The organism is Priestia sp. JV24 (genome assembly GCF_025910025.1).
Classification (GTDB): domain Bacteria; phylum Bacillota; class Bacilli; order Bacillales; family Bacillaceae_H; genus Priestia; species Priestia megaterium.
Genome location: NZ_JAPCIN010000016.1, coordinates 317,268 through 334,190, shown reverse-complemented (window position 1 = coordinate 334,190; position 16,923 = coordinate 317,268). Strand labels below are relative to the sequence as shown.

Annotated in this window: 15 protein-coding genes; 13 read left to right on the top strand and 2 right to left on the bottom strand. The window is 39.2% G+C overall.

The window, feature by feature from the left end; all coding sequences use genetic code 11:
* The first annotated feature begins 180 nt into the window (after positions 1 to 180).
* The 9 genes from OK414_RS14200 to OK414_RS14160 all read left to right on the top strand — a co-directional run bounded on the left by OK414_RS14200 (position 181) and on the right by OK414_RS14160 (position 11,303).
* Positions 181 to 3,819, top strand: coding sequence for a multifunctional 2',3'-cyclic-nucleotide 2'-phosphodiesterase/3'-nucleotidase/5'-nucleotidase (locus OK414_RS14200; RefSeq protein ID WP_263045876.1), 3,639 nt, complete (start codon positions 181 to 183; stop codon positions 3,817 to 3,819).
* 286 nt (positions 3,820 to 4,105) lie between these two features.
* Positions 4,106 to 4,702: a TerD family protein gene (locus OK414_RS14195; protein WP_034651381.1), complete on the top strand. Its 597-nt coding sequence runs from the start codon at positions 4,106 to 4,108 to the stop codon at positions 4,700 to 4,702.
* Between the two features lie 24 nt (positions 4,703 to 4,726).
* A complete protein-coding gene (locus tag OK414_RS14190) occupies positions 4,727 to 5,305 on the top strand; it encodes a TerD family protein (RefSeq protein ID WP_263045875.1) in 579 nt (192 codons plus the stop codon).
* A 35-nt stretch (positions 5,306 to 5,340) separates the two neighbouring features.
* Positions 5,341 to 5,919, top strand: coding sequence for a TerD family protein (locus OK414_RS14185; protein WP_095380300.1), 579 nt, complete (start codon positions 5,341 to 5,343; stop codon positions 5,917 to 5,919).
* 94 nt (positions 5,920 to 6,013) lie between these two features.
* Positions 6,014 to 7,630, top strand: coding sequence for a YceG family protein (locus OK414_RS14180; RefSeq protein WP_263045874.1), 1,617 nt, complete (start codon positions 6,014 to 6,016; stop codon positions 7,628 to 7,630).
* A gap of 18 nt (positions 7,631 to 7,648) precedes the next feature.
* Positions 7,649 to 8,740, top strand: coding sequence for a toxic anion resistance protein (locus tag OK414_RS14175; RefSeq protein ID WP_216876104.1), 1,092 nt, complete (start codon positions 7,649 to 7,651; stop codon positions 8,738 to 8,740).
* Between the two features lie 274 nt (positions 8,741 to 9,014).
* Complete coding sequence (locus OK414_RS14170) at positions 9,015 to 9,785, top strand: DeoR/GlpR family DNA-binding transcription regulator (protein WP_263045873.1); 771 nt, start codon at positions 9,015 to 9,017, stop codon at positions 9,783 to 9,785.
* The gene (locus OK414_RS14165) at positions 9,782 to 10,816 is read left to right on the top strand and encodes an oxidoreductase (protein WP_013083483.1); all 1,035 of its coding nucleotides are present in this window, start codon (positions 9,782 to 9,784) and stop codon (positions 10,814 to 10,816) included. Before OK414_RS14170 ends, OK414_RS14165 begins: the two co-directional genes overlap by 4 nt.
* Positions 10,817 to 10,829: 13 nt before the next feature.
* Positions 10,830 to 11,303, top strand: coding sequence for a heme-degrading domain-containing protein (locus tag OK414_RS14160; protein ID WP_034651395.1), 474 nt, complete (start codon positions 10,830 to 10,832; stop codon positions 11,301 to 11,303).
* A 37-nt stretch (positions 11,304 to 11,340) separates the two neighbouring features.
* On the opposite strand, the gene OK414_RS14155 is transcribed toward OK414_RS14160, so the two are convergent.
* The gene (locus OK414_RS14155; RefSeq protein ID WP_095380295.1) at positions 11,341 to 12,600 is read right to left on the bottom strand and encodes an erythromycin esterase family protein; all 1,260 of its coding nucleotides are present in this window, start codon (positions 12,598 to 12,600) and stop codon (positions 11,341 to 11,343) included.
* Positions 12,601 to 12,686: 86 nt separating this feature from the next.
* Positions 12,687 to 12,845 (bottom strand): hypothetical protein, encoded by a 159-nt coding sequence (locus OK414_RS14150; protein WP_162837676.1) that lies wholly within the window; start codon positions 12,843 to 12,845, stop codon positions 12,687 to 12,689.
* 171 nt (positions 12,846 to 13,016) lie between these two features.
* Here OK414_RS14150 and OK414_RS14145 point away from each other — a divergent pair, with 171 nt between their 5' ends.
* The 4 genes from OK414_RS14145 to OK414_RS14130 all read left to right on the top strand — a co-directional run bounded on the left by OK414_RS14145 (position 13,017) and on the right by OK414_RS14130 (position 16,844).
* Positions 13,017 to 13,778 carry an exodeoxyribonuclease III gene (locus OK414_RS14145; protein ID WP_047931473.1) on the top strand — a complete coding sequence of 254 codons (762 nt, stop codon included), beginning with the start codon at positions 13,017 to 13,019 and terminating at the stop codon, positions 13,776 to 13,778.
* Positions 13,779 to 13,895: 117 nt separating this feature from the next.
* Complete coding sequence (locus tag OK414_RS14140) at positions 13,896 to 14,333, top strand: MarR family winged helix-turn-helix transcriptional regulator (protein ID WP_034651403.1); 438 nt, start codon at positions 13,896 to 13,898, stop codon at positions 14,331 to 14,333.
* A gap of 193 nt (positions 14,334 to 14,526) precedes the next feature.
* Positions 14,527 to 16,182: an MFS transporter gene (locus OK414_RS14135; RefSeq protein ID WP_205661333.1), complete on the top strand. Its 1,656-nt coding sequence runs from the start codon at positions 14,527 to 14,529 to the stop codon at positions 16,180 to 16,182.
* A gap of 29 nt (positions 16,183 to 16,211) precedes the next feature.
* A complete protein-coding gene (locus OK414_RS14130; RefSeq protein ID WP_095380294.1) occupies positions 16,212 to 16,844 on the top strand; it encodes an HlyD family secretion protein in 633 nt (210 codons plus the stop codon).
* Positions 16,845 to 16,923 lie beyond the last annotated feature (79 nt).

Sequence of the window (16,923 nt, the reverse complement as noted above, 5' to 3'; positions counted from 1 at the left end):
GGTTTTAAAGAGAGAAACTAAAAAAATTTTTTCGGTTTACAAAAAGTTAATAAAACGCATACAAATGGTTTACTAAAAAATCAAAAAATTTACATCCTTTATAAATCTTTTCTGCTATACTATTTTTGAACAGTTGCTAGATTTATAGCGATGATAACTTACTTGAAAGGTGAATGGTAGATGAAAAAGAACAAAAGTAGTAAAACGAAAAAAATCCTATCCACATCACTGGCACTTTCTCTATTATCTATGCCTCTTTTAACTACACAGGCAGGAGCGGAAGAACGTCATCCTGGACAAAGCTCACAGCAAAGCAAGCATCAAGGCCATAATAAAAAAGATGCGCTTGTGAACATACGCCTGATGGAAACAACCGATGTTCATACGAATCTATTAAACTATGATTATTTTAAAGATGCCTCTTACGACAAAGTGGGTTTAGCTAAAACCGCTACCTTAATCAAAAACGCTCGAAAAGAAGTAAAAAACAGCTTATTAGTAGATAACGGAGACCTCATTCAAGGAACGCCTCTAGGCACGTACAAAGCTAAGATTGACCCGCTGAAAAAAGGGGAAGTTCATCCTGTATTTAAAGCAATGAATCAGCTGGATTATGATATTGCAACGCTTGGAAATCATGAGTTCAACTATGGATTAGACTTCCTAACAGAAGCGTATAACGACGCAAACTTTCCTTACATAAATGCCAATGTCTACGTTGATGATCATGACAACAACCCGAAAAACGATAAAAATAAATTTACGCCTTATAAAATTATGAATAAAAAAGTCGTCGATGAAAATGGAAAGAAACGAACCATTAAAGTTGGTTTCATTGGCTTTGTGCCGCCTCAAATTAACGATTGGGATAAAGCAAACCTTGATGGAAAAGTCATTACAAAAGGCATTGTGGAAACAGCCAACAAATATATTCCAGAAATGAAGAAAAAAGGTGCAGACGTAGTTGTTGCAATGGCTCACTCTGGATTTAGCAGCAACAAGCAAAACACGGAAGATGTCATTTATTCATTAAGTGAAGTAAAAGGCATTGACGCTATTACGTTTTCACACACGCATAAAGTCTTCCCTGCTAAAACAGAAGCTTCGCTAGACGGTTTGTTCCTTGGAGCAGATAAAAAACCTCTTCCTGGAGTTGATAATGCAAAAGGAACGATCAACGGCGTTCCGGCTGTTCAAGCAGGTTACGGCGGAGGGTCACTTGGTTTAATCGACTTAACGTTAAAAGAAGAAAAAGGAAAATGGAAAGTAGTAAGCTCTCAATCGTCCACGCGTGAAACGTATAAAGACGTAAAAGACGCGTCAGGGAAAACGGTTACGCAAAGTACGGTAGAACCGGATAAAGGCGTTGTTAAAGCAGTTCAAAAAGATCATGATGCAACGGTTAAATACGTGAACACACCAATCGGTAAAACGACCGATGATATCCACAGCTATTTTTCTCTTGTGCAGGATGATCCATCTATTCAAGTTGTGACAAACGCACAAAAAGATTACGTAGAAAAATATGTTTCTCAAAATAAGCCGGAATACAAAGACCTTCCAATTTTATCAGTTGGAGCACCTTTTAAAGCAGGAAGAAACGGCGTTGATGAATATACGGAAATTAAAAAAGGTGACTTAACGATCCGAAGCGCTGGCGACCTGTATCTATATGACAACACGTTAAAAGCGGTTAAAGTAAAAGGTTCTGTTGTAAAAGACTGGATTGATATGTCTGCGGGTAAGTTTAATCAAATTACACCGAATAAAACAGAAGAGCAGGAATTATTAAACCCAAGCTTTCCTGTTTATAATTTCGACGTAATCGATGGCGTTCAATACCAAATTGACGTCACAAAACCAGCAAAATACGATGTGAATGGAAACGTGATTCACGGAGATTCAAGCCGTGTTGTTAACTTAACGTATAACGGCAAGCCGGTTGATCCGAACCAAGAGTTTATCGTTGTGACAAATAACTACCGGGCTGGCGGAGGCGGAAACTTCCCTGGTCTAAAAGGAAGCGAGCTTGTGGTGGATTCAGCGGATGAAAACCGTCAAATTCTAATGGACTACATCACCGAGCAAAAAGAAATTACACCAACAGCTGACGATAACTGGTCCATTGCACCAATTAACGGAACGGCTAACGTGACGTTCACAAGCTCACCGCGCGGAGAAAGCTATTTAACTGAAGGAAGCAACATTACGTATACAAATAAAACGGATGACAAAGGATTCGGCATTTACAAAATTAATTTAAACGGCGAATCAAAAGATAATACAAAGGTTCAGCTTTTAGGCATGAACGACCTGCACGGTCAGCTCGATACAGATACAAAAATCAATTCAAATGGCCAAGCGCTTTTAGCTGGAAATATGAAATATACAGCAGCAGCTATTCGTAAACAAGAAGCTGAAAATCCGAATACGCTTTTAGTTCATGCTGGAGATATGATTGGCGGAAGCCCGTTAGTTTCAGCGCTGTTTCAAGACGAGCCAACGGTTGAAGTGATGGAATCACTTGGATTTGATGTAGGTACGCTTGGAAATCATGAGTTTGATGAAGGCATCGCTGAGCTTCACCGTATGATTGAAGGCGGAGACCATCCAAAAGGAACAAAAGGATACGACGGCATGAATTTCCCAGTAGTAGCGGCAAATGCTTATGATACGTCAACTGATAAATTAATTACAGAACCTTATGCAATAAAAGAAGTAGGCGGCAAGAAAATCGGCTTCATCGGCGTTGTAACACAAGAAACGCCAAGCATGATTGTTCGTAAAGGAAATGAAAACTTAAAAATTACGGACGAAGCAGCAGCGATTGATAAGTATACGGAAGAGCTGAAAAAGCAAGGTATCAAAGCAATTGTGGTACTTGCTCATAATCCATCTAATCAAAACGGAACTCCTACTGAATTTGATGCAGCAGATATCGCTAAAAAAGTTGACGATGAAGTTGACGTTATCTTTTCAGCTCACAATCACGTATACAACAACAAAGTAGTAGATAACAAACTAATTGTTCAAGCTTATTCATACGGCTCAGCGTTTTCTGACGTAGACGTTGAAATCGATAATACGGGTGACATCGTGAAAAAAGATGCAAAAATTGTGACCGTATATCAAAAAGACTATACGCCAGATCCTGAAGTTTCAAGTATTATGAAAAAGTACGAAGATTTAGCAGCGCCTATTAAAGCAGAAGTGGTTGGGAAGTCATCTACAGATTTGGCAAAAGGCTATCCTTCTAGCGGAGCAACAGGGGATATCGCGCTTGGAAACTTAATTGCTGACGGCATGAAAGCAGAAATGAACGCAGATTTTGCTTTAATGAATGGCGGAGGCGTTCGTTCACAGCTTGATGCAGGTGACGTGACATATGGTGATTTGTTTGCGATTCAGCCGTTTGGCAACGTCTTAAATAAAGTAAAGCTAAGCGGAGCGGATTTAGAAACGGTGCTGAATAACCAGATTACATCATCCGGACTAGATTTCCATATTGCAGGCTTTAACTATACGTGGGATGGAAGCACGAATAAAGTAGTCGATATTACGCTTCCAGATGGAAGTAAAGTTGACAAAGAAAAAGAATACACGGTAGTAGTGAATAACTATATGTACGGAAATGAAAAATACGGTATTGGTGCACTTTCTTCAGATATGGAAGTGGGACCAGAAGATTTACAAGCAACGGTAAACTATATTAAAACACTCAAGAGCCCGTTTGAATACAAAGCTGAAGGCCGTATTCAAAACGTGGCAGCTGCTAAAACAGCTGAACAGCAAGAACCTACTTTGAAAATAGCTCAATAAGCCAAAAAAGACTGTCTCATAACTCGGATTTCCGGTTTAGAGACAGTCTTTTTTAGTAGATTATCTTCACTTTCAAACTTTAAATCAATTAATTTATGTCACAACAGACCGCTTAATTTTTGAAACAATCACCAAATTGTGGTATTCTTTCCATGAAAAGAAGATTTACGTAAACGTTAAAAGTGGTATAAAAATTTCACTATTTTTTCATTTATCTGCGCTATGATATAGAGCCATATAGAACCTGAAATAGAATATGTTCGTTACAGTAAAGGAGTAAATAAAAGTGGCTATTAATCTACAAAAAGGTCAAAAAATTGATTTAACAAAAGGAAGAGAAGGCCTATCTTCTATTACAGTTGGATTAGGATGGGATCCTGTAAAAAAACGCAGCTTTTTTGGTTTCGGAGGAAACGGACCAAGTATCGACTGTGATGCATCTGTTCTTATGCTAAATTCAAACGATAAGCTTGTAAGTAACTCAGCCGTTGTGTATTTTGGAAATCGTCACAGTAACTGCGGGAGCGTTAAGCATTCAGGCGATAACCTTACCGGAGCAGGTGAAGGAGACGATGAACAAATTTTTGTTGATTTAAAAAAGGTTCCTGGAAACGTACATAAACTTGTGTTTGTGGTCAACATCTATCAGTGTGTTGAGCGAAACCAAGATTTCGGTATGATTAAAAATGCGTTTATTCGCGTTGTAGACAGCGCTAAAAACGAAGAGCTTGTCTACTTTAATCTATCTGAAGACCATTCAGGAGCAACCGCTCTATTTGCAGGTGAAATTTACCGAGACGGGAACGAATGGAAGTTTTCAGCAACTGGAGATGCAACGAGAGATACTGGATTAGGAGAAATTGCAAATAAATATACAAAATAAACAGCTTGAAAAGAGGGAAACGAAATGGCTATTAATCTTTCAAAAGGACAAAAAGTAGATTTAACAAAAACGAATCCAGGATTAACAAACGTAGTAGTAGGTCTTGGATGGGATGTAAATAAGTATGACGGTGGAAACGATTTTGATTTAGATTCATCTGTCTTTTTATTAGACCAAGAGGGAAAATGCGCTTCAGAATCTGATTTTATTTTTTACAATAATACGACGGGTGCAAACGGAGCGGTTGAGCATACCGGAGATAACCGTACAGGCGTAGGTGAAGGAGACGATGAGCAGGTTCAAGTAGACTTGAAAAATGTGCCTCAATCTATTGAACGTATCGCGTTTACCATTACGATTCATGAAGCGGAAGCGCGCGGTCAAAACTTTGGCCAAGTAAGCAATGCCTACGTTCGTATTTTAAATGCAACAAATGACGAAGAGTTAATTCGTTATGATTTAGGTGAAGACTTCTCGATCGAAACAGCCGTTGTAGTAGGAGAGCTGTACCGACACGGCGGAGAATGGAAGTTTAATGCTATTGGCAGCGGCTATCAAGGCGGCTTAGCGGCACTTGTCAACGACTTTGGTCTAAACGCCTAATTATTAAAGCAAGAAAACGTACGGAGGATGTTTTTATGTCAATTTCTTTATCAAAAGGTCAGCGCATTGACCTAACGAAAACCAACCCAGGATTAACAAAAGTAATAGTAGGCCTTGGATGGGATACAAACAAATATGCTGGATCTCATGATTTCGATTTAGATGCATGTGCATTTTTAGCCAATAAATCAAGTCAGGTTGTAAATGACGAGGAGTTTGTTTTTTACAACAATTTAAAAAGTCCCAATGGCGCTGTGGAGCATACCGGTGACAACCGTACGGGTGCAGGAGATGGAGACGATGAGCAAATAGCCGTTGATTTTTCCCTTCTTCCTGACCACGTTGAAAAAATCGGAATCAGCGTCACGATTCACGACGCAGATGCTCGCGGACAAAACTTTGGACAAGTATCCAACGCGTTTGTTCGTCTGATAGACGCTGAAACAAACGAAGAAGTGCTTCGTTACGACTTAGGCGAAGATTTTTCAATCGAAACAGCTGTCGTTGTATGCGAGCTATACAAGCACGGAAACGACTGGAAGTTTAATGCCATTGGCAGCGGATTTTCCGGTGGCTTGGCCGATCTTTGCCGCAACTACGGATTATCCGTATAAAAAAGGCATGGGATAAATGAAAAAGAAAGGGTGCTTTAACGAGTACCCTTTCTTTTTAGCATGTATATGTCTGAAAAGAAAGGAGCTGTAAGGCGTGAGTAAACTAATTGATCCTCATATCATTAATCTTAACGAGCAGGATGGAACTTCTCTTTTTTCTCAAGATGTTTCTCTGCGAGGTGACTTTATACAAAATGAGCAGCAAACTTCCTATAAACAAGTGGCGGGAAGATATGTAGGCACCCATCTTGATGCGGACGAGTACGCATCCTTTCTTTATGAACTCGCGCATTCATCATCATCGATCCTTGTCCTGCACGATAAGCTTGATAAGTCCATTTCAAATGATAGATTAAAAGAAGTACAAACGATTCTTAAAATTAATCAAGAAGAATGCGGCCTTTCTGTCAATCGACTGTTTGCTTTTTTAGAAGGAAAAAAGCTGATCGTGAAGTCAGAAAATCCCGCTATACATAGAAGAGTACGCGAAAAATTTATTGAAACCTTAACGTGTTTTAAAGAACAACATGCAGAGGGCTTTATGGACGGGCATTTTCAACGCGTATTAATCGATTTAATAAAGTGGCAGTGGAATCATGTAAAACCTTGGATGGTCGATAAAGCATTTCCTGAGCACGCGCCTCGCATCATGTGGTATGGAGATGCGAATAAAAGCGAGCAGTATTTTCTCTCTTATTTAATTTTACTAGGTTTTGACGTCCTTACCTTTCATCCGGAGGGAAAGGATAATTTAAAAGAAGTAGATAAGAATCAACATTTAACAACGGTTTATACGTTTCCTTCTACTAGCTCGCTTTTTCCTTTTCCAACGGATAAACCGGTTCGAAAAGGTACGGTAGCATTTCGGGCTTCTCAAGAAATTGAGCAAGTGCTTCATTCAGAGGAGTCCCTGCTGTATAAACCTTGGCAATTTCGTTCGTATTTTCCAACTTCAGTTACTCTCAAAACGACGTATGATGAGATCTTTTTATTAATGAGAGAACGGGCGTTTATTCGTCCTAATTTTGAAGTGTCAAAGCCATATGTACACGTGCCGGTCCTATTCTCAAAAGTACTTGGTATTTCTAAAAACCGAAAAGAGTACTGGAGCAAAGTGCATGAGCTCATGCAAACGGAAAATGAGTTAGCTCTGACGATTGATTCTGTTCCTTTTGTCAAAAAGATAGAAGGAAATAATCACTTTCACTACCAAGGCGCTCTCGGAAGTGATGGGACGCTCAGTCCAGATAAAATGATTGAAAGCAACTGGTGGCGCTATAAAGAACTGCCTATCGGGCTTCAGCAAGGGCTAGCTGCAGCCATTTCCAGATACTGTGCACATTCAAAGCTTCTTCGGTTAGATCATGAAGATGCGTATCAGCATCAAATGTACTTGTTTAATCAGTCTTTGAAGCTTCCAAACAACGTGCTTCGCATGCTTCAAAAGTTTGATTATACGCAGCATGTACCCCGTCTTATTATTTATCACGGAAATGAACATGAAGCGTTTACGCGTGAAGATGCAGCTTTACTGCTTCTGTTAAATGAATTTGGCGTTGATATTGTTCTTTTTAATCCGACCGGTCAAATAGATATAGAAGCGTTTGTCGAAGAAAAATATTTCGATATGCACTGGCTAGAAGATATTAGCTTTAATGAAGAATTCAAAGAGCCGTCGCTCATTCAAAAATGGTTAAAACGAATCTTTTAAAGAAAGAAGGGTTTTTAAATGGCACCAAACGAATTACAGCCTTTAGATTTAAATGAAGCCGAAGAAGTTTTAGAAACAAAGCCTAACGAAGTAAAAGCAAAACTGCGAGAAGAGCCAGAAGTACGTCGCTTGGCAGAACAAATTGATTATAAAAATCAGCTGGCTTTACTTGAGTATGGGAAAGAAACAGCTAATGAAATTTCCTCTTTTTCCGGAAAAGTGCTTAGTACAATTAAATCGTCTAGCATGGAAGAATCAAGTCAATTATTAAAGCAGCTTGGAAAGATTATGGATAAATTTGATGCAAAGGATTTTGTTGAAGATAAAGGGTTTTTCTCTAAGCTTTTTAAACGCGGTCAAAAAATAGTAGACAAGCTGTTTCAAAAATATGAGACGATGGGCTCTGAAATTGATAAAGTATATGTTGAAATTACAAAATATGAAACCGAAATGAAGCACTCAACCACAACACTTGAACAGCTTTACGAGCAAAACTATCAGTATTATATGGAGCTTGAAAAATACATTGTAGCGGGCGAAGTGAAAGTAGAAGAGTTAAAACAAGAGCTAAAGGTGCTTGAAGAAAGAGCGTCGAGTGGAAATCAGCTGGCGGCAATGGAGCTTCAAACCTTAAAAAATGCGGTTGAGCTGATGGAGCAGCGATTATATGATTTAGAAATGGCAAAACAAGTATCTTATCAATCTGCTCCTCAAATTCGCATGCTGCAGCGAGGAAATACAAAGCTGATCGGCAAAATCAATTCTGCGTTTATTACAACGATTCCTATTTTTAAAAATGGACTTATTAACGCAATCGCAGCAAAGCGTCAAAATTTAGTAGCCGAGTCGATGAACGAATTAGACAAACGTACAAATGAACTGCTCATTCGAAATGCAGAAAATATTTCACAGCAAAGTGTTAAAATCGCTAAAATGTCCGGTGCCCCTAGCGTAAAAGTAGAAACGATGGAGCAAACGTGGAATATCATTATGAAAGGAATGCAGGAAACAAAAGCAATTGAAGAGGAAAATAAACGCCTTCGTGAAGAAGGACTTGTTCGCTTGGAGCAATTTCAAGAAAACTTCAAAGCGCTTGAACATAAGATGTAACGAAAAGGCGGGAATCTTTACGATTCCTGCTTTTTTTGCATATACGTTTGCTAGAAGTCTGATCTATAAGCGATTAGTGAAAAGCGTGAAAGGGTATCAGATATAAAAGAAGTATTATCCAAAATAAGATAGTTATTTCCAAAAGACGTTCGTGTACTTTTATAATTTAATTTAAAAACGAAAAAAACTTAATTATTTTAAGTTTTTTACTGGTTTTTAACTTTTCTTTGCGCTACAATTAGTTCATATCAAAGTAAAAAAGGAGGGTATTCGGGTGTATCAAGAGCAGCGCATGAGTGCGATTATTGAATACCTTCACACACACCGCACGATTACATTAGACGAAATTTGCGATATGTTCACCGTTTCAAAAGATACGGCGAGACGCGATTTAGTCAAGCTTGAAGAACACGGTGAGGTTATGAGAGTCAAAGGCGGAGCGACGCTATCGTCAAGTCATATCATCGATTACAGTGAGCGAACGCCTACCAAAGCGAAAGAACAAATTGCTAAAGAAGCAGCTGCGTTAATGTCGGAGGGGTATGACGTGCTTTTAGATACGTCTTCGACCATCGCGCTGATGGCAAAGTATATGGATGTAAAGCATGTAACCGTTATTACAAATTCCATTGATAATGTGGATTTGCTCGATCAATATACGACGTGTGATACGTTTTTGCTGCCGGGCAAGTTTAACGGGAAAAACCGTAACGTCACCGGGCCAAGAACGATTTCTACGTTGCAGGAATACAAAGTAGATCAGCTGTTTTTAGGTACGTGCGGCGTTGGTGCAGATGGTATTACATCTCCAAGTGAAGAAGAAGCGTTTTTAAAAAGACAAATGATTCAATGCGCAAGACAAGTGATTATGCTTGCGGATCATACGAAGTTTGAACGTGAATTTTTACATCGAGTATGTGATATGAGCGACATTGATATCCTAATTACAAATAAAGCGCCAGAAGCGGATGTAAAAGAAAAAATAGAGCAAAATCAAGTGCAGCTTATCGTAACAGATTTTGATAAAGGAGAAGAAAAACGATGAAAAAAATAAAAGTAGGATTAGTAGGATACGGATTTTCAGCAACAGTGTTTCACACGCCGCTTTTAAGCGTGTTAGACGAATTTCATATTTCAAAAGTAATGAGTTCAAATCCTGAAAAAGTAAAGAGTGACTTAGAGGATGTTGAAGTAGTGGGCACTCTATCTGAACTTCTAGAAGATGACAGCATTGATTTAGTTATTATTACAACGCCTAGCGGCATGCACTATGAAATGGTGAAAGACGCACTACGCGCAGGCAAGCATGTAATTGTTGAAAAGCCGATGGTCGTATCGGAAAAAGAAGCAAATGAATTAATTCAATTAGCAAAAGAACAGGATGTTCAACTAAGCGTCTATCATAACCGCAGATGGGATAATGATTATTTGACGGTAAAGCAGCTGATTGAAGAAGGGAAATTAGGCGACGTTAAAATGTATGAAGCTCATTTTGATCGCTATCGTCCAGCTGTTCGAGACCGCTGGAGAGAAAATGAAGGATCTGGATCAGGAGCGCTTTACGATTTGGGATCTCATTTAATTGACCAAGCCTTACATCTTTTTGGAATGCCTGAATTTGTTCAAGCTGATGTATTTGGTCAGCGAGATCATGCACGTACGGATGATTACTTCCACATAGTGCTTGGATACGGTTCTCTTCGCGTTATTTTACATTCAAGTGCCATTGTGCCAAGCAACGGGCCGCGCTTTCAAGTTCACGGAACAAAAGCAAGCTATATTAAATACGGCATTGACGGTCAAGAAGATATGCTAAGAGCCGGCAAGAAGCCTGTGGATGATACGTGGGGAGCCGACAGCCCTGAGCACTACGGAAAGCTGACAACTGGCGAAGGCGAAACGAAAGAAATTCAAACGCTGCACGGTTCTTATGTGACGTATTATCAAAAAATTGCCGATAGCCTGCTTCGAGGAGAAGAGCTCCCGGTTTCAGCAGAAGAAGCTCGTGACGTGGTTAAAGTTATTGAAGCGGCCTTTGAAAGCAGCAAAGAAAAACGAGCGGTTTATTTTAACTAAGGAGCGAGAAACAGTGAGTAATCATTCGGTAGAGACGCTGCTTGAAAAAGTAGTTCAACAGGAAAAAGAACTAATCTTTCATCAATTTACAAATGACCAGGCGTTACAGATAGGAACAGCAATTATTAATGAAGCAAAAAGTAAGAGAAAATCCGTTACAGTAAATATTAAACGAAATGGTCAAACACTTTTTCATCATGCGATGGAAGGGGCGATTCCGGATCATGAAGAATGGATTAAACGAAAATCAAATACCGTTTTTCGCCACCATCACAGCTCGTATTATATGAAGCTGTACTGCGAGTTAAAAGATCGTTCTTACGCGCAGTTTTATGCAGCGAACCCTCACGAATTCGAAGCGGTAGGTGGTTCATTTCCGATTTCGGTTAAAAACGTCGGCGTAATTGGAAGCATCACCGTATCAGGAATGTCACAAGAAGAAGATCACGCACTCGTGACCGATACGATTCGTAGCTTTTTACAATAAAAAACAAGCGGACTTCGTTGGAAGTCCGCTTATTTAATTAAAAGATGAGTGGCGATAAAGCATGTGTTTCTTCTACATAAATAAAAGCATCATATCGTTTTGACAAGCGAGAAGGAACATAATTTCCGTATTGTTCAATCTCTGGGTCATATACAACACCAATGGCGCGGTGGCCTATCGTTGAATGGAAAAAATTTCGGTTTTCCTCTGTAAACATGAGATATTGATCAAAAGCACCTGCTCGGTGAATGGTATCTTCCCAGCTTCCTTCTATAGCTGGAGGAACGGTTAACTCCTGCTGAGGATTACCCCAGCTATCAGAAGCAATGACCGTGCCGTGATGAGTTCCGAATCCGACGGCGTAAACATGCTTCGGTCCGTATTCTTCACGGGTAAGCTGACCTACATTCACCATGCCGCTGCTTTTCATGTCCGTTGCTCTTGCATCTCCGATGTGAGTGTTATGCTCCCATACAATGCCTTTAGCGCTTTCTTTGTAGTAAGCTTGAATATATTTTAAAGCTTCTACCATATGACGATCGCGAATATTCCACGATTCATTGTCGTTGGTAATCATCGTATGATAATAAGCTTCAGCATTGCTTGCTACCAGCGCATTTACCTGCATACTAAGCGCAGCCTCAGGCTCATGAGTATAGGTATCTTTTTTTTGCTGAATGGTTTGTAAAAGCTCTAACATTTCTACCATGCAGTTTTTTCCGTAAAGAGCAGAAGAGATTCCGTACATCTGTGCTTCGCGATGAAAAGGTTCAAAGCATTCAAAGGCTTTTTTCGCTTTCTTTGCATCAGAAGCGTGGTTGTTTTCTAAGTACTCAATAATAGCTTCCATCGATTCCCACAGGCTGTATACATCTAAGCCGTAAAAACCTACTTTCGGCTGATGTGCTGGCAAGTTGTTGTTATAATCACGAAGCCATTCAATCAATTCTTTTATTTCTTGATTAGCCCACATCCATGAGGGCCAGCGGTTAAAAGATTTTAAGACATCTTCGGCATTCGCGTACTGAGTTGTATATCCTTTAATATAGCGATTAACTTCAAAACACGAAGGCCAGTCTCCTTCCACTGCTATAAAGGAGAAATCATGATGATGAATTAATTCTTTCGTAAGAGCTGCCCGAATTTCGTAAAATTCAGATGTGCCGTGAGATGCTTCTCCGAGAAGTACGTATTGAGCGCGGCTTGCTGTGTTAATGAGCGGTAGTAAGTCATCGACATCAGCAAAAGGCATAGAATGTTTTTTTATGGCTTCTATCATTTGAATGGTTTTTAGCATATGATCACCTTGTTTTTAAGAAATGGATAGCAAGAGCTTTGTACAACAAGTCTTGCTACCAGTTAACGGGTTTTTATTTTTATGAATTACCTGCTAAAGTGCTTAATGGCAGAATCATTTAAAGAAAAATCTTCTTTAGTAAGCGCCGTTTGATTCTGTGTTTCGCATTCTTTAGTAGGGTGCTCTTCTTTTTTAGAAACAACAGAAACTTCTTCATTATTTTCATACGTGTTGTTTGTTGACATTATGTTTCACCTCTTGTATCTAGTGTTTGAGGTACAGAAAATAAAATAAGAAGAAATATCAGGAATACCTTGAAAAGAAAAGTATACGCTTTAAATTATTTGAACTCATGCAAGAAATTGTCTACACTAAACACTGATACATAAATCGAGTGAGGAGAACGTGGACAGTTTATGAAGTTGATTTCGTGGAACGTAAATGGCATTCGCGCGTGTGTGCGAAAAGGATTTTTAGATTATTTTCAAGAAGTGAATGCGGATGTATTTTGTATTCAAGAGACGAAGCTGCAGGAAGGACAAATTGATTTGCAGCTAGAAGGATATTATCAGTACTGGAATTATGCCGTGAAAAAAGGCTATTCCGGAACGGCAGTTTTTACAAAGCAAAAGCCTTTATCCGTTTCATACGGTGTGGATAAAGAATCAGAAGACGAAGGACGTATTATTACGCTCGAGTTTGAACAATGCTATGTAGTAAATGTGTATACGCCAAATTCTAAAAGAGACTTAGCAAGGCTTGAAGAAAGGCTTCAATGGGAAGATGCTCTGCTCGTGTACTTAAACAAATTAAATAGCCGTAAAGCAGTGATTTTATGCGGAGACCTAAATGTAGCCCACGCAGAAATTGACTTGCGCAATCCAAAGTCAAACCGAGGAAATTCTGGTTTTACCATAGAAGAGAGAGGGAAAATGACGACGCTTCTTGCTAGCGGATTTCTTGATACATTCCGCTATCTATATCCAAATGAAGAAGGAGCCTATACTTGGTGGTCGTATATGAACAAAGTGCGAGAACGAAATATCGGATGGCGCATTGATTATTTTATCGTATCAGAGAGAATCAAAGACGTGATTCAAGAAGCTGCTATTCATCCGCATGTAATGGGAAGCGACCACTGTCCCGTGATGTTAGAATTAAATGTACCCCACCTATGATTTCTTTCTATATAATAGAAGAAAAACGGAAAAAAGGTTGGTTCACGCGAACGGTTGCGGTATAGTAAACATATCGAAAAGTACAGAATGTTCTAGGAGATAAAGGGGGAGACAGAGGTGAAGCGAGACTCGCTGCAAACCATTGAGCACGAAATTGCGCTGCTTGTTCGTCTAACAACGACGCACAGTCCCAAGCTTGGAAGCTTGGACCGTTCTGAATATTTACTGTTAAGCGAGCTAGATCAGCGCAGTCCGCTCGGGATTAATGCATTAGCTGAAAATTTAAAGCTGAGCTTATCTACAGCTAGCCGGCAAGTATCTGCGCTTGAAACCAAACAGTTTGTTCGCCGCTTTCCAAGTCCAGAAAACGGGCGAATTAGTTTAATTGAAATGACGGATTCAGGAAAAGATATTTTGCAGCATGTACAAAGCAAGCGTAAACAGGCCTATGCTGAAGTGTTAGAAGATTGGTCGGAAGAAGAGATTTTAGTACTGGAAAAAAGCTTATCCCGCTTGAATCATAATTTTAAAAAATGGCGCAGCAATGGATGTTAAAGCGAATACATATAGGTAAACAAAAAGGCTATTGAAAAATAGTCTTTTTAAGTTGGAACAAAGAAGTTGATTTCTTCATTAAAAGATGTATAATATGTAGTGCTGCTATAACTTGCATGATACAACTTGTACGATAAAATATGTAAGGAATTGTTAGTCATATGAAAAGAATTTAATAAAAGGAGGAATAAATATGAGTCAGAATAATCCAGCAGTAGCCTCCGACAAACAAGGTTTAAGCGTACCTAAATACTTAATTATGGCGATTTTAACGCTATTTTCGATTGGCCCTCAGTATTTTTTGAATTTATCTTACACGGTCAATCAAGTATTGATTCAAAATCGATTTGATGCGAGTACACAAAGCTTACTATTGCCATCTATTATTTCTAATTTGGCATTTGGACTTGGGGTACCAATTGGTCCGATGCTGACGAAAAAATATGGCGTGCGTAAAGCATACTTAACGTTCGTTTTAGTCTTTTTAGCAGGTTCGATTATCAACGTTTTTTCTGAAAATGTGGCATTTTTATCCCTTGGTCGTCTGATTCAAGGCTTAAGCTCAGGAATGTTGTTTTTAACCATTATTCCAGCTGCGCTGATTTCGTTTCCCAATAAAATCCGAAACTTCTTTTTAGTGTTAGCGATCGGCGGACTCTTCGGTTCAACAGCAATTGGAGCCTTTTTAGGCGCTGTATCTCTTAGCATGGACAATTGGCGCTGGGTGTTTGTTCTAGGAATACTTGCTTCTCTTGTCTGTCTGTTTATCGGATATAAGGTATTGCCTGCTCACGATCCAAGTCAGCAAGAAGAGCGTCCAGTAGATAAGAAAAGTATCTTTATCCTTAGTCTTATTATGATTTTACTAGTATATCCACTGTATGAACTAAGATATGAAGGATTCGCTTCTATTCAAGTGTGGCCATTCTTACTAGCTGCAGCAGGGTTAGTTGTCATTTTTGTTTTAGTTGATTTAGCGGCTGAAAATCCGTTAGTACCATTAAAATCGCTGCTAGCCGTAAAACCAGTTGCAGGTACAATTATGGCAATTGGCGGTCATATGGCATACATCTTAGCAATCGCAGGTATTAATGGCGTCATGCAAAATGTGCAAAATGCATCGTACACCACGCTTTCTTATTTTTATTTATACTTTTTTGTTGGGGTACTGATTTCAGCATTTGCGACAACATTCTTGTATGATAAATTTGGTCCAGGTTATCTTGGAGCGATTGGATCACTTCTCATTGTCATTGTAGGATTTAGCTGGGTAAACGTATCAGCTGATACATCACTAGTCAGTTTATATGTTCACATTATGCTCTTTGGTATGGGTGTTAGTATGGCACTGGTATCCGGTGCACTAGGAGCGGCGCTAGCCGGAGATTTACATCAAGCTTCGATGCGTTCGATTTCACTGCACTCCATTCGAAATTTACTAGGAGCCATTATAGCACCTGTAATAGGATGGTTTGTTGTTCGACAAAACGCGATTTATTATGAAGATTTCCGAGGACAAATTAGCTCAGTAGATCCTCAGGTGAAGCTGCAGCTGTCTGAAATGATTAAACGCTATATGGGTATGGGGATGAGTCAAGCAGACGCAAAAACATCGGCTGTGACGGCTGTTGTAGCAGGCGCTAAAAAAGCATCGATTTTACATGCGTATCACAACTTATTTTTCTTGCTTGGTATTTTAGGCGTAATCATGCTCATTGCTTCACTAAGTAAAGCGTGGAGCGGTAAAAATAGAATTCTTGTTCAAAAAGAAGAGGTTCAAGAAGAAGCTGAGCCGCAAGAAGAAAGAAAAATGCTGCCGGCACCTCAAACAGAAGAAACATCTATATAATATACTAACTATAGAAAGAAGGAATTCCGATGAGTAAAAGTCGTTTATTGGTTACTAACATTGTTGGAATCATTGTGATTTTATTACTAGTAGGCTTTGGTGGATATTATTTCTACGAAAAAGCAAATTACGTTAAAACAGATGAAGCGCAGGTAGAAGCACCGCTTTCGCAAGTCATTGCTTCAGCTAACGGTCAGTTAAGCGAATGGAATGTAAAAGAAGGAGACAGTGTTTCTCAAGGTGATTCTGTTGGAAGCTTAAAAGAAGGCGACAAATCAACAGACGTAACTTCTATGATTGACGGAACAATTATTAAAAACAACGCATCTCAAAATCAATTAGTAAAAGCTGGCGATGTATTAGCACAAACAGCTGATTTATCTAAAATCTATATTACGGCAAACATTAAAGAAACAGACCTAGGTGATATTGAAGAAGGAGACAGCGTTGACATTACAGTGGACGGAGATTCAGGTAAAGTCTTTAAAGGCCATGTTGAAGCAATCGGCCGCGCAACCAACTCAGTGTCTTCTATGCTTCCTGCTCAAAATACAGGAAACTACACAAAAGTAACGCAAAAAGTACCGGTGAAAATTTCAATTGATGATGCATCAGATAAAGTTCTTCCAGGTATGAACGCGGAAGTGAAAATTTCAATTTAATAACGGAAAAAAGCTGCTTCCTTCAGGGAAGCGGCTTTTTTTATGCCTAAACAAATAAAATAAAAAATGTGCTAAAAAG

Bases quoted from the DNA above. Each gene is read 5' to 3' on its own strand.
- OK414_RS14200 (WP_263045876.1), top strand. From the start codon at position 181: ATGAAAAAGAACAAAAGTAGTAAAACGAAAAAAATCCTATCCACATCA.
- OK414_RS14190 (WP_263045875.1), top strand. From the start codon at position 4,727: ATGGCTATTAATCTTTCAAAAGGACAAAAAGTAGATTTAACAAAAACG.
- OK414_RS14185 (WP_095380300.1), top strand. From the start codon at position 5,341: ATGTCAATTTCTTTATCAAAAGGTCAGCGCATTGACCTAACGAAAACC.
- OK414_RS14175 (WP_216876104.1), top strand. From the start codon at position 7,649: ATGGCACCAAACGAATTACAGCCTTTAGATTTAAATGAAGCCGAAGAA.
- OK414_RS14165 (WP_013083483.1), top strand. From the start codon at position 9,782: ATGAAAAAAATAAAAGTAGGATTAGTAGGATACGGATTTTCAGCAACA.
- OK414_RS14155 (WP_095380295.1), bottom strand. From the start codon at position 12,600: ATGCTAAAAACCATTCAAATGATAGAAGCCATAAAAAAACATTCTATG.
- OK414_RS14150 (WP_162837676.1), bottom strand. From the start codon at position 12,845: ATGTCAACAAACAACACGTATGAAAATAATGAAGAAGTTTCTGTTGTT.
- OK414_RS14145 (WP_047931473.1), top strand. From the start codon at position 13,017: ATGAAGTTGATTTCGTGGAACGTAAATGGCATTCGCGCGTGTGTGCGA.
- OK414_RS14135 (WP_205661333.1), top strand. From the start codon at position 14,527: ATGAGTCAGAATAATCCAGCAGTAGCCTCCGACAAACAAGGTTTAAGC.
- OK414_RS14130 (WP_095380294.1), top strand. From the start codon at position 16,212: ATGAGTAAAAGTCGTTTATTGGTTACTAACATTGTTGGAATCATTGTG.